13 protein-coding genes are annotated in these 12,469 nt (G+C 41.3%); 6 read left to right on the top strand and 7 right to left on the bottom strand.

From position 1 onward, the window contains the following. Nucleotides 1-14 precede the first annotated feature (14 nt). The 3 genes from trpC to folE all read left to right on the top strand — a co-directional run bounded on the left by trpC (nucleotide 15) and on the right by folE (nucleotide 2,565). Nucleotides 15-821, top strand: a complete 807-nt coding sequence (trpC, locus tag ACX17N_RS04290) for an indole-3-glycerol phosphate synthase TrpC (protein WP_458891329.1) — start codon at nucleotides 15-17, stop codon at nucleotides 819-821. Nucleotides 822-1,236: 415 nt separating this feature from the next. Next, nucleotides 1,237-1,923 (top strand): Smr/MutS family protein, encoded by a 687-nt coding sequence (locus ACX17N_RS04285; RefSeq protein WP_458891328.1) that lies wholly within the window; start codon nucleotides 1,237-1,239, stop codon nucleotides 1,921-1,923. A gap of 93 nt (nucleotides 1,924-2,016) precedes the next feature. Continuing rightward, nucleotides 2,017-2,565 carry a GTP cyclohydrolase I FolE gene (folE, locus tag ACX17N_RS04280; protein ID WP_171069590.1) on the top strand — a complete coding sequence of 183 codons (549 nt, stop codon included), beginning with the start codon at nucleotides 2,017-2,019 and terminating at the stop codon, nucleotides 2,563-2,565. 57 nt (nucleotides 2,566-2,622) lie between these two features. Here the strand turns inward: folE and arsH are convergent, their stop codons facing one another. The 3 genes from arsH to ACX17N_RS04265 all read right to left on the bottom strand — a co-directional run bounded on the left by arsH (nucleotide 2,623) and on the right by ACX17N_RS04265 (nucleotide 4,906). Continuing rightward, nucleotides 2,623-3,327 (bottom strand): arsenical resistance protein ArsH, encoded by a 705-nt coding sequence (arsH, locus tag ACX17N_RS04275; protein ID WP_458891327.1) that lies wholly within the window; start codon nucleotides 3,325-3,327, stop codon nucleotides 2,623-2,625. Next, nucleotides 3,324-4,373, bottom strand: coding sequence for an ACR3 family arsenite efflux transporter (gene arsB / locus ACX17N_RS04270; protein ID WP_458891325.1), 1,050 nt, complete (start codon nucleotides 4,371-4,373; stop codon nucleotides 3,324-3,326). Before arsB ends, arsH begins: the two co-directional genes overlap by 4 nt. 209 nt (nucleotides 4,374-4,582) lie before the next feature. Further along, on the bottom strand, nucleotides 4,583-4,906 hold the full coding sequence (locus ACX17N_RS04265) for an ArsR/SmtB family transcription factor (RefSeq protein WP_458891324.1): 324 nt from the start codon (nucleotides 4,904-4,906) through the stop codon (nucleotides 4,583-4,585). A gap of 88 nt (nucleotides 4,907-4,994) precedes the next feature. Here ACX17N_RS04265 and arsC point away from each other — a divergent pair, with 88 nt between their 5' ends. Then, complete coding sequence (gene arsC, locus ACX17N_RS04260) at nucleotides 4,995-5,417, top strand: arsenate reductase (glutaredoxin) (RefSeq protein WP_458891323.1); 423 nt, start codon at nucleotides 4,995-4,997, stop codon at nucleotides 5,415-5,417. A 49-nt stretch (nucleotides 5,418-5,466) separates the two neighbouring features. Here the strand turns inward: arsC and ACX17N_RS04255 are convergent, their stop codons facing one another. From ACX17N_RS04255 to hemE, 4 genes are all read right to left on the bottom strand, one after another. Continuing rightward, nucleotides 5,467-7,350: an Lnb N-terminal periplasmic domain-containing protein gene (locus ACX17N_RS04255; RefSeq protein WP_458891322.1), complete on the bottom strand. Its 1,884-nt coding sequence runs from the start codon at nucleotides 7,348-7,350 to the stop codon at nucleotides 5,467-5,469. A 62-nt stretch (nucleotides 7,351-7,412) separates the two neighbouring features. Then, nucleotides 7,413-7,853, bottom strand: coding sequence for a DUF3015 family protein (locus tag ACX17N_RS04250; protein WP_458891321.1), 441 nt, complete (start codon nucleotides 7,851-7,853; stop codon nucleotides 7,413-7,415). 164 nt (nucleotides 7,854-8,017) lie between these two features. Further along, on the bottom strand, nucleotides 8,018-8,818 hold the full coding sequence (locus tag ACX17N_RS04245) for a DUF817 family protein (protein WP_458891320.1): 801 nt from the start codon (nucleotides 8,816-8,818) through the stop codon (nucleotides 8,018-8,020). Between the two features lie 20 nt (nucleotides 8,819-8,838). Further along, a complete protein-coding gene (gene hemE, locus ACX17N_RS04240) occupies nucleotides 8,839-9,909 on the bottom strand; it encodes a uroporphyrinogen decarboxylase (protein ID WP_458891319.1) in 1,071 nt (356 codons plus the stop codon). A gap of 204 nt (nucleotides 9,910-10,113) precedes the next feature. Between hemE and ACX17N_RS04235 the strand changes: the two genes are divergently transcribed. Both ACX17N_RS04235 and ACX17N_RS04230 read left to right on the top strand, forming a co-directional pair. Further along, nucleotides 10,114-11,367: a L,D-transpeptidase family protein gene (locus ACX17N_RS04235; RefSeq protein WP_458891318.1), complete on the top strand. Its 1,254-nt coding sequence runs from the start codon at nucleotides 10,114-10,116 to the stop codon at nucleotides 11,365-11,367. A gap of 174 nt (nucleotides 11,368-11,541) precedes the next feature. Beyond that, on the top strand, nucleotides 11,542-12,231 hold the full coding sequence (locus ACX17N_RS04230; RefSeq protein ID WP_458891317.1) for a pirin family protein: 690 nt from the start codon (nucleotides 11,542-11,544) through the stop codon (nucleotides 12,229-12,231). Nucleotides 12,232-12,469: the final 238 nt, after the last annotated feature.

Genomic DNA, 12,469 nt, shown 5'->3' with positions numbered 1-12,469 from the left:
GGAAGATTGCCCTCATGGTGGATATCGCAAACACGATTTTAGGTAAAATTGTAGATCGTAAACATGAAGAACTGGCTGATCGCCTTAAGCAACGTAGCTTGCATGATGTTGAACAATGGGCACAAGCCGCTACGCCTGTGCGTGGTTTTGCTCAGGCCCTCATGCACAAACGCCCTGGCGTAATTGCAGAGATTAAAAAAGCCTCGCCATCTAAAGGGATTATTCGTGAAAACTTTAATCCTGCCGAAATTGCAGCGCAATATGAGCAAGCAGGTGCAGCATGTCTATCTGTATTGACCGATGTGGATTTTTTCCAAGGTGCAGATGAAAATATTCAAATTGCACGCACGCACTGTGCATTGCCTGCATTGCGTAAAGATTTTCTGGTTGACCCGTACAATGTCATAGAAGCACGTGCACTTCATGCCGACTGTATTTTGTTGATTGTGGCGTGTTTGTCTGATCAGCAACTCGAAGAAATGTCTAAAACAGCGTTCGAACACAATCTAGATGTCTTGGTTGAAGTGCATGACGAAGCAGAACTGGAACGCGCGCTGCAACTGTCTGATCGTTGCTTATTGGGCGTAAATAACCGCAACCTGAAAACCTTTGACGTAGACTTAGACACGTCTATTCGTTTGAAGAAGCTGCTTGATCCTTCGCGTCTACTGATCACTGAAAGCGGTATTGCCACCCCAGAAGATGTGCGTATGATGCAGGAACATGATATTCATAGCTTCCTCGTGGGTGAGAGCTTTATGAAGCAGCCTCGTCCAGATCAAGCTTTTACTGCTCTGTTTGGTCAACCTAAAGACATTTAAGACTGACATTAAAAAGGGTAAAACAGTGTTTTACCCTTTTTATAATTAAACTGATACTGGCAAACTTAGAAAAAAACTTTTCTTATAATCACTAAAATAAAATGCTTTATCTCATTTCAATCATTTTTCTGACCTGTATCATCTTGTACTATCGGCTTGATTGCACACGCTCAAGTTCTAGCGAATTTATTTTATATTGACTAATTATGGTTTTGTTGACCTTAATTACCAAAATATGGCGTACCTTATAAACGCCTCCAATCTCTATCGCTAGAATGCATTAAATTTAAAAATCATTCTCAAACTAAAGCGACAATCCCTCTCCCTCTTGGCATAAATGTAATTTAGTTCAATTCAGCGCAAATTCAGACTATAATTACTGCTTAAACCTTATCTTGCAGTTATTTCTGAAATTATGAGCAAACATGATTCATCGCTTTCTAAAGATCAGTACAACCTACTGAAAGCCTTTAAAAAGCAAATCAATCATCCCCATTCAACGTCGGTTGCCCAGCAGGCTGAAGCTAAAAAGCAAGCTGAAGCAACAGAGCCTGATGATGCCGAATTGTTTCTTAAATCCATGCAAGGCGTACAGAAAATTGATACGGGCAATACGGCACACATAACCAAAACTCCCAAAAAGAAATTGGATGCCCAAGTTCTAGCAAAACGTGCAGCTGCAGTTGGTCCCACAGAGTCAGAAATGACTGAACTGTCGGATACCCAAGCCATGCTCAACCCTGTGGCCAGTCAAGCAAACCTGAGCTACCGTATTGCTACTTTGCAACACAAAGTCTTTGAAGATTTAAAAGCCGGTAAATTGCGCTGGTTTGAAGCCGTAGACTTGCATGGTTGTACCATCGAACAGGCGCGTAGTGCGGTACTACAAATTATTCAAATGGCAAAAGATGAAAATCAGAATGTCATTAAAATTGTCCATGGCAAAGGACCTGAAGCCATTTTAAAAACCTATGTAAATGGCTGGTTACGTCAGCATCGTGATGTGCTCGCCTTTGTCAGTGCGCCCGATAATCAGGGTGGTACAGGTGCGGTTTTAGTTTTACTAAAACGTACAGAAAAAAATCCAAAGTACAAACAGTAATCGGATTTTAATATTAAACACGGCATTGTTTGGGTTTTCTGATACAATGCCGTCCTTGTTCAATATAAGAGTAAGTGAAAACGTCTTATGTCTATGCAGCAATCCTACGCAAACATTTTAACTGCCGTTGGTGAAGACCTGAATCGTCCAGGTTTGGTTGATACACCTGTGCGTGCTGCTAAAGCGTTTTCGTATTTAACGTCTGGTTATAGTAAGACGCTAGAAGAAGTCACCAATAAAGCGGTATTCCCGTCGGATAACCGTGAAATGGTTCTGGTGAAAAATATTGAATTTTATTCGCTTTGCGAACACCATCTCCTTCCTTTCTATGGTCGCGTACATATTGCCTATTTACCAGAAGGCCATGTCCTCGGCTTATCTAAATTTGCACGTATTACTGAAATGTTTGCCCGTCGTTTGCAAATTCAAGAAAATTTGACGCAGCAAATTGCAGAAGCAGTTGCTGAAGTGACTCAAGCACGCGGTGTCGCTGTAGTGATCGATTCAGCACATATGTGCATGATGATGCGCGGTGTAGGAAAACAAGAATCCACGACCCGTACTGTTTCATTTATCGGCGAGTTTAAAACCGATAAAGAATCACGTCGTGAATTTCTCAGTGCAGTGCCAGAAAGCTACTAATTGATTTCAATGCATGACCAAAAATAAACCCCGACAGATTCGGGGTTTATTTTTATCTTATTGCGAACGTTGATTCACACGCTTCGATAGCTGCTCTGCGCTTTCAACCCGTTCAGAATAACGATCGGTCAGATAGGCGGATTGTCCACGCGTCAGCAGCGTAAATTTGTATAACTCTTCCATCACATCCACAATGCGGGTGTAGAAAGATGAATCTTTCATTGAGCCATCTTCTTCAAATTCTAAGAATGCTTTTGGAATCGAAGACTGATTAGGGATGGTAATCATGCGCATCCAACGCCCCAAGATACGCATTTGATTAACGGCATTAAACGATTGCGAGCCACCGCAAACCTGCATCAATGCCAAGGTTTTACCCTGCGTGGCACGAATAGCACCTCCCGCCAGCGGAATCCAGTCAATTTGCGCTTTAAAAATCGAGCTCATGGAACCATGTCGTTCTGGTGAACACCACACCATTCCTTCTGACCATGCCAGCAACTCATGTAACTCTTTAACTTTGGCATGCTCGAGGTCGACATCTTCTGGCAAAGGCAGGCCTTTAGGATGGAAAATTCGGACTTCCGCACCAAAATATTCCAGAATTCGCCCTGCTTCTTGTACCGCCAAACGGCTATAAGAACGCTCTCGATTAGAACCGTACAACAGTAAAATTCGAGGCGGATGTTCGATGGATTTGGCTTGTACCTGTTCCATGGTTGGTTTAGGCAGTAAATCTAAATCAATATGGGCAAAACTCATCCCAACACCTCAGTTTTAAAATATTTTTTTCTTAACCACAACGACACGCTGACCAAAGCAATTAACACTGGAACTTCCACCAAGGGACCAATCACTGTGGTAAACGCAACTGGTGAAGCCAAACCGAAGGTTGCAATCGCTACAGCCAATGCCAGTTCAAAATTATTACCTGCTGCGGTAAAGGAAATCGCCGTGGTACGTGCATAGTTATTGCCCATCCATTTGCTCATAAAGAAGCTAATAAAGAACATCACCACAAAATAAATCGTCAATGGAATCGCGATACGCAACACATCCAGCGGTAAGCTCACCACTTCCCCACCTTTAAGGCTAAACATCGCCACAATGGTGAATAACAATGCCATCAGACTAAGAGGACCAATTTTAGGTAGGAAATGGGTTTGGTACCATGCCATGCCTTTTTGTTTGACTAAAATGAGTCGGGTTAAAAAACCTAACAAGAATGGAATGCCCAAATAGATTAAAACCGCTTGGGTAATCATCCAGAAACTGACCTGAATAACTTGCGCTTCCACTCCGAAATACGGGGGTAAAAAGCTCAAAAACAACCACGCATAGCTACTAAAAAACAAAATCTGGAAAATACTGTTAAAGGCAACTAAGGCGGCAACGTATTGGTTATCTCCGCAAGCCAGATCATTCCAAACCAAAACCATGGCAATACAACGGGCCAAACCAATTAAAATCAAGCCTGTCATATATTCTGGATAAGACTGTAAAAAAACAATTGCCAGTACAAACATCAAACAGGGTGCAATCAGCCAATTTTGTAGCAAGGACAAAGTCAGCGTGCGTTTATCTTTAAAGACTTCAGGCAAGGCGGCATAATCCACCTTGGCCAAAGGCGGATACATCATGACGATCAAACCAATCGCGATGGGAATGTTGACACTTCCAACATGCATTTGGTTTAAAGCCACCGAAGCTTGAGGAATAAAGACCCCAATGGCCACCCCAAGTGCCATAGCAATAAAAATCCACAACGTCAGGTTGCGGTCTAAAAAAGAAAGTCTGGAAGAAGCCATGAGATTACTCAATCTAGGAGATTTTATTCATTGTCCGAATGGGGCAATTTGCGCGGTCTTTTAATCCGCCTAAAACAAACTCAAACAGAGATTACGAATGATCACAAAATGAATCAGGCATATCGCATACCTGAACACTCATTTTCAATCAAAAATCAGCATGAAAATGCGTCGTCCCCGAGCAGCTCTTCATTTCTAATTTCAGCAGATCAATCGCAGTGAACGTTCAGCACTCCATCCATATAAGACGAGTGCATCTCGGTTTGTGCTGATTGTGCAATAATCAATAACACCGCCTTGGCCCATTCTGGTAAGTCTGGATTCACACGGTAATAGACCCATTGCCCCTGGCGCTGGTCTAATAAAACCGACAGATTTCTTAACAATGCCAAATGTCGTGAAATTTTCGGCTGACTTAACTGCAACAACTCAGTCAGTTCACAGACACAGACATTTTCTCGAGCCAGAACCCATTTGATAATCGCCAAACGAGTGGGGTCGGAGAGACATTTAAAAAAATCAGTTTGATCCATTGTGCAGCCCAAATTTAATGATTGCAAATATACGGATATCCATATATAAATGCAACAAAGTTTATTTTAACCAAATAAAGATGTCGAAATGATTAAGATCTATCATAATCCTGCTTGTGGTACGTCCAGAAATACCCTTGCACTGATACAAAACACTGGTCAAGAACCAGAAATTATTGAATATCTCGAAACCCCGCCTACTAAACAGGAATTGATCGATTTAATCAAGCATTCTGGTCTTTCTGTGCGTGAAGTCATACGAAAAAATGTGCCACCTTATACAGAACTTCAGCTTGAAAATTCAGTACATACTGATGATCAACTTATTGATTTTATGCTGCAATATCCAATTTTGATCAATCGTCCTTTCGTCGTAACTGAATTAGGCGTACGCTTGTGCCGTCCTTCTGAAGTGGTTTTAGAAATTTTATCCGCACCGCAACGTGGTAGTTTTTGCAAAGAAGATGGCGAACTATTAATCGATGAACACGGTCAATTAGTCAAAAAATAAATTCCATAAAAAAGGCACTTCCCAAAGTGCCTTTTTTATCTGCTCAAACTTAAAAGAACCTCACATAACCCAGGCTAAACTTATTCCAGTCCTGATGGTCTTGACTTTGATATTCCCAAGCAACTCGAACCGCATTTTGCGTATTAAATGCATATTGTAATTGTGAATTAAGCCGAAGCTGCCATGCGTGGGCATCTTCCCAATATGGTAACTCGACTTGCACAATAGAATTTATACGCTCAGTCCAAATATTCTGACAGCCTAGGGTTGGACCCAAGCCTATTCGCCAGCCCTTATCCAATGATTTTCCACCTTGTAGATAGGTTTGCATCTGTGCGTAACATAAATTTTCACGTTTGGCATCTGCATAGCTATACCCCATTTGAGTTTTTAAACTCACCACGCCATGCTGATCATCTGAGCTAAACTGACCTGATGATGTGAGGGCTTCTTGTTGCCACCCCAGATTAAATCCCCAAGTTAAAGGTGTTTTAAAAGCCGTAATCGGGTTGTACGAATTTACTGTAAGAAAATCAAAATGCTCTAATTTCAATTCATCATCACGGACTTGAACAGCACCATCCCAAAACAGTAATTGCGTGCCAACACGATAACCACCTTGGGGATCAATTAAGTCATGGTAAGCCTGACGATGGCTCAATTCTATAAAGTTATCGCCCTGAACCTGCCCCGCTTTAAGACTAAAATTGCGGGCATCATGCGACTGTGTTGGATCCATGCGCGGACGTTCAGGCGCTTGACGCTGTTTATCCAAATCAATCGCACTGCGCAGTGTTAACAGTTCACGTAAATTTGGCTGCGCAAAACTGACATCAACTTTTCGGGCAACAAATTGTAGATATAAATCGTCATAGGCCATTTCTAAAATTTTGGCACGATCAATTTCAGTATATGGCGCTAAAATTTCTGCTCTTTGCTTTTGCTCAGCAAATGCCACCTGATGAGCTGTTTTCGCCAAGGCTTGACCATGTTGTCGAGCTTGAGCCAATAATTGCGTTTCTAAGGCGGGACGATACACTGTTTCACTCACGATCCCCTGCTGATCAATAGCCTTAATGGTCTGCATCGGAATGGCTGCAACTTTAAATTGCTGCTTGAGATTGAGCTCTGGTCTGACCAAATCAATCAGCCCCAATAGACGGTATGCGCAATTATCACTGACAAAGTAGTAAGGAAAACTTACATGCTGCATTTCCCAAATATGCTGAACCAAAAACCGGGTTTCATCAGGATTTAAATTCAGCTCATATTCCCATAAATCACGGCTTTCTAGGTCGCCATATTCTTTTACTTTTCGATAATACGGCATTAATGAATATTCGCCAGGATATTGCCCAGTTAAGCCTTTCCACGCAAATGACCAACCATCAGCCCCAGCAACCGTGGCCGCATAATTGACTGCATAAGAAACCAAATTCAGTTGTTTTTGATCTTTAGGGTCGAGTCGCAATAAAGTGTGTCCAAACATTGAGCTTGGATTACCCATAAAGTCAGTGGCATAAATTAATGTGGCTTTATAGGGTTTGATTTCACCCAGCCATTTATCCAACTCTGGACACTCAACATTCGGCAGTGCCGTATTCGGAATATTTAACTGCTTGATCAGCCATTGACTGCGAGCAGGAAAACGACAACGAACGGATTGATTGGCTGCGGCGGGTTCAAATAAGGCAGCGACATTGGCATTTAATTCTGCCTGCAAATGCTTGCCACCCTCAGGAGTCAAGAAATAACCTGCGTAACTGACCTCACTTTGCCCCTTGGCGTCTGCATACATCAGCCGTTGCCAAGTCGTCTGCTGCGCCAATTGCTTTTGCTTTGCCAGTTGTATAGCGGAAATGGAAGATGTTGGCTCTACAGCATACGCTATGCTCGAACCTAAAATAGCCGTAAATAATGCAATCTTTTTCATTCAAATTTAATTTTTTTCATATAAAAAACCCTGCCGAATTGACAGGGTTTAGCAGCTATCGATTAAACGTAAGCTTTGAGTACGGTGTCTTTCGCCATGACAGCTTGTAAAGACGTTAAAACTTGATAAGAATCTTTATTCTCAGTTGAATAGATTTCAGCAAAGTTTTGTTTAGATACCGCGAAGAAATGTGCTTTATCTTCTGCTTTAATGTTGAGTAATTCCGCAAGTACATTCAAGCTTTCGCCTTGACCGACTGCCATATCACGCGCCAAAGATTCCGCATTTTCATTGGTAAAAGTTACAACTTGAGCAGTGACTGTACCTGAACCACTACAGCCGAGCGTACCAAATGTAATACCGAATAATTGGTTAGCGAAAAGACCATTTGTTGTTGCGGCAAGGAGTTTTGCCACTTTACCTGATTGACCAGCCCAAATCTCAGAACCGATACCACAACCTGCATCGTTATCTGCAAATGCTGCTGTAGAACCTATTGCCAATACTGCTTTTTTTTAACATTGCACTTCTCCAGAATTATTCTCTGAGTGTTCTAATTATTTACATGTAATGTTGGATTACACAAACTTAGATTATCCGTATATCTCTAATAACGCAAAACAATTTATACTAAAGTTATAAAATTTAATATAAGTTATTAAAATAACTAATTATTTAGCTTCCAATAACCATATAAATCACGTGTTCCAAGTATTTTCAGCACCAAGACTAAACTTAACAATAACAATAAGTACCATGAACCCAGTTTGCCCCAGCCGACCATGTGCCACGCATCCACCTGACTCGGATAAAGCCAAATTTTATAGAAGGTACTGACATTCTCCGCAATCCAGATAATAAAAGCTAAAACCCATAAAATAGGTAACATCGGCAGTTGAACGCTGTGATGTTGCAACTCAAAACTGATTTTGGTTTTCCAGAACATCCACACACTCCAAGCAAACAATACATAGCGGATATCTGGAACAAAGAATTTGCTAATAAAGTTGATATAGGACAAGACGGCCAAGGTCAACATATGGCCAAATTTCGGTAAAAACTCAAAAGATACATTATAAAGTCGTAAAGATCGGGCAAAGAAACTTCCTACGGCGGAATACATAAAGCCCGCGAATAATGGCACCGTCCAAATTTTAAACCAAGCAGGTTGCGGATATTGCCAAGACGCAATTGCTGGATGGGTCAGAAAAATTTCCATCGCCATGGCCATAATATGGAATAAAGCAATCACTTTGGCTTCTGCCCAAGATTCTAGCTTTAAATACAACAAACAAAATTGGATAACTAAGGCATAAAAGAGCAAATAATCGTAACGATAGAAGCCATAATGCTGTTCATAGCCCAGTGGTGCGGTCAGTACGAATGCGATTAACAATAAAATTCCAAATAAGGCAGCCGAAGCTGCCTTATAAGAAAATTCAACACAAGATTTTGCGACATTTAACACGTTAAGACTGCACCTTCTACTTAGAGGTACTTGGCGCTATATTCATGCACGGTATCAATAAATACCTTCGGATGATCGGGATTGACCCATTGGGTAATGCCGTGTCCTAAATTCGCCACATAGCCAGTTTTTTCACCATTTGCGTAGGCATCATCTAACATTGCATGTGTCGCTTTTTGAATTGCTTGCGCTGAACCATATAACGTTGCAGGATCTAGATTACCTTGCAATGCTGCCCGCCCATTCACCACTTGTCTTGCTACAGATAAGTGTGTGGTCCAATCCAGACCCAAGGCATCAGCACCTGTAGCCACCATCGGCTCTAACCATTGACCACCACCTTTAGTGAATAAAATCACTGGAATTTTACGTCCATCTTTTTCACGTTTTAAACCGCACACAATTTTCTGCATGTAGTTCAATGAAAATTCGATATATTCACGGTGTGCCAATGCCCCGCCCCAACTATCAAAGATTTGAACAGCTTGAGCACCTGCATCAATTTGTGCATTTAAATAGTCAATCACGGCAATCGCCAATCGATCCAGTAAAGCATGCAATACTTCAGGCTGGGCATACATCATATGCTTGGTATATCGGAAATCTTTACTTGAACCACCTTCAACCATATAGGTGGCAAGCGTCCACGGACTACCCGAAAAACCAATCAACGGGACTTGACCACCCAAAGCAGAGCGAATCGTGGATACGGCATTCATTACATAATCAAGATCGGATTTTGCATTAAATGTTGGCAAATTCATGACATCCTGTTCAGTGCGAACAGTTTTATGGAACTTAGGCCCTTCACCAGCTTCAAAATATAACCCTAAACCCAAAGCATCAGGCACGGTTAAAATATCGGAAAATAAAATAGCCGCATCCAAGTCATAACGACGCAATGGCTGCAAAGTTACTTCGCAAGCAAATTCAGTATTTTTACATAAAGAGAGGAAATCACCAGCCTTGGCACGTGTTTCACGGTACTCTGGTAGATAACGACCTGCCTGACGCATCATCCATACAGGCGTTGTATCAACAGGCTCACGTAATAAGGCACGCAGAAAACGATCATTTTTTAAGGTCGTCATTGACTTTCCTAGCTTCATTTAATCTATGCAGCATCATAACAAAAAGGACTAAATTTTAATAACTTCTCTCGCTATTAAAATTTATTTTCAGGTGACATAGAAACGCATATTTACACAAAACAAATACTGCATCTACCCAGTTTTTCTGCAATACTTGCGTAGTTTTGTCACTTAGTAAATGAATAATTCTTAAGGTTGAATTACATGTTCGTTCGCACAATACTCGCAATGAGTTTAAGTTGCATTTTTGCTGGCACTGCATTTGCCACAGCTACTACTGCTGAACAACCCTTAAATCCGAAGGTCATTGCGAATACTGCTATTGAAGATCCGATCAATCCTCTTGCAACTGGCTCAGCTTCAGCGGCACAAGATGTCAATGCTGATGCGCAAATTACGCCACAAGAACAACAGGACTTAAATAAAGCTTCGCAAACTTTGCAAAATCTCCAACAAACTGAAGATAATACTGCTGATATTGGTACAGCGCCTGCTAGTGCAGCAGTTGCTACCTCAACAACACCAGCAGCAGCGACTTCTCCAGCCGTTAAAGCATCTTGGACACTTGATGGCTTAAACAATGCCATGTGGTCTGACAATATTGGCAAAGGACAATTCCCTGTCTATGCTCGCACTCAAGTGATGTTGAATAATTCACATGCTTCACCAGGTGCGATTGATGGTACCAGCGGTAAAAATACCTTAAAAGCCCTAGCCACTTTTCAGCAAATGAATGGTTTAAAACCTACAGGCACGCTCACTCAAGAAACTTGGGATAAACTGGTTTCTCTGCAAGGCAACCGACCTGTTTTTGTGGAATACACCATTACTGATGCTGATCTTCAAGGTCCATATGCACCATCTATTCCACACGACTATGCATTACAAGCGAAAATGAAAGGCTTGTACTACACTCGTGTGACTGAAATGTTGGGTGAAAAATTCCATATGGATGAAGATTTCTTAAAGAAACTTAATCCGAAAGCAACATTTAAAAAAGCAGGCGAAAAAATCATTGTGACCAATATTCGCAATGAATTACCTGAAGATATTCATTTGATCGTTGCGCATAAAGGTGCAAAACAACTGTATCTATTTAACAGTCGCAACCAAATGATTGCATCTTTCCCTGCAACCATTGGTAGCTCTGACACACCTTCTCCGGAAGGCACTTACAAAGTAACGGGTGTCGCACCAAATCCATGGTATAGCTATTCACCAAGTAACTTTATTCAGGGTAAAAACTTAAAACCATTGTCTTTACCACCAGGTCCTAACGGTCCTGTAGGGAATATCTGGATTGGATTAAGTAAAAAATCTTTTGGTATTCACGGCACACCAAACCCTTCTGCGATTTCCAAAACAGCATCGCATGGCTGTATTCGTTTAACCAACTGGGATGCCAATGATTTAGGTAAAAAAGTCCGTTCTGGCGTGACCGTTAAATTCTTAGAATAATCTTAAATTCTATACAAATAGCCTGCTCATGCAGGCTATTTTTTTGCTAAAAAACAGGCTAAGTTTTCAGTTTTGTTGCATAAATAGGATGATCTGTCGCTTAAATTCAGTTTAATCAACACTATTACAACACTAAGATAAGCTCATGAAGTTATTAGAAATAGGCTGATGATCATGCAAAGTTTTGTCCATCATAGTGAAAACCGAGGTCACGTAAAAGCGGGATGGTTAGAATCCAAACATAGTTTTTCATTTGGTCAATGGTATAACCCTAAGTATATGGGGGTGAGCGTGTTACGCGTCATCAATGATGATGTGATTGCTGCGCATAATGGTTTTGGTACGCATCCCCATGACAATATGGAAATTTTAACCTGTGTCCTAGCAGGCACCATCTCGCATCGTGACAGTATAGGCAACGAACGTCACATCCGTGCTGGTGAATGGCAACTCATGAGTGCCGGTACTGGTGTGCAACATAGTGAGATCAATCAGGGAGATACCCCTGTGCATATGTTGCAAATTTGGATTCAGCCTAATGTGCGTAATGCTGAACCCGATTACCAGCAAATCACATGTGATCCAAAGTTACAGCCAAATCAATGGCATCTGATTGCTGGTGCAAATTCGAATGCCGCCATGCATATTCGACAACAAAGTGAAGTAAAAACGGCCTTTTTACAAGCGTCTCATACTTTAGTGGTAAAAGCGGTGCATCAAGTCAATTATGTACACGTGATTACAGGTGAAATAGAGATCGAGGGTCAGCATTTAAAAGCAGGTGATGCGATGGCATTCGTAGAAGAAGCCTCCCTCAAGGCTTTAAGCGATAGCCAGTTTATCTGGTTCGATTTACCAGCTTAAAGCGTAAGCCCACTCATTTTTGTGTGGGCTTTATTGATTCTGAGACACATTTAAGATTGATTGACTCTATCTTGAGATAATCTTTATCTCAATCTAGCATGTTTATTCCTTGATCCAAGATCTAAACTCATCTGATCTTTTGGCGAGTCTTGATCTATGTTTGATCTTCACAACATAAAATCTAAATTACAACAGCAGCAACTGGCCTGACATATTCATCAATACCAAGGCATTCTAG

The sequence above is a fragment of the Acinetobacter sp. GXMZU3951 genome (assembly GCF_054457875.1).
This window is presented reverse-complemented; position numbering and strand designations above follow the sequence as displayed.

Bases quoted from the DNA above. Each gene is read 5' to 3' on its own strand.
- trpC (WP_458891329.1), top strand. From the start codon at position 15: ATGGTGGATATCGCAAACACGATTTTAGGTAAAATTGTAGATCGTAAA.
- ACX17N_RS04285 (WP_458891328.1), top strand. From the start codon at position 1,237: ATGAGCAAACATGATTCATCGCTTTCTAAAGATCAGTACAACCTACTG.
- folE (WP_171069590.1), top strand. From the start codon at position 2,017: ATGCAGCAATCCTACGCAAACATTTTAACTGCCGTTGGTGAAGACCTG.
- arsH (WP_458891327.1), bottom strand. From the start codon at position 3,327: ATGAGTTTTGCCCATATTGATTTAGATTTACTGCCTAAACCAACCATG.
- arsB (WP_458891325.1), bottom strand. From the start codon at position 4,373: ATGGCTTCTTCCAGACTTTCTTTTTTAGACCGCAACCTGACGTTGTGG.
- ACX17N_RS04265 (WP_458891324.1), bottom strand. From the start codon at position 4,906: ATGGATCAAACTGATTTTTTTAAATGTCTCTCCGACCCCACTCGTTTG.
- arsC (WP_458891323.1), top strand. From the start codon at position 4,995: ATGATTAAGATCTATCATAATCCTGCTTGTGGTACGTCCAGAAATACC.
- ACX17N_RS04255 (WP_458891322.1), bottom strand. From the start codon at position 7,350: ATGAAAAAGATTGCATTATTTACGGCTATTTTAGGTTCGAGCATAGCG.
- hemE (WP_458891319.1), bottom strand. From the start codon at position 9,909: ATGACGACCTTAAAAAATGATCGTTTTCTGCGTGCCTTATTACGTGAG.
- ACX17N_RS04235 (WP_458891318.1), top strand. From the start codon at position 10,114: ATGTTCGTTCGCACAATACTCGCAATGAGTTTAAGTTGCATTTTTGCT.
- ACX17N_RS04230 (WP_458891317.1), top strand. From the start codon at position 11,542: ATGCAAAGTTTTGTCCATCATAGTGAAAACCGAGGTCACGTAAAAGCG.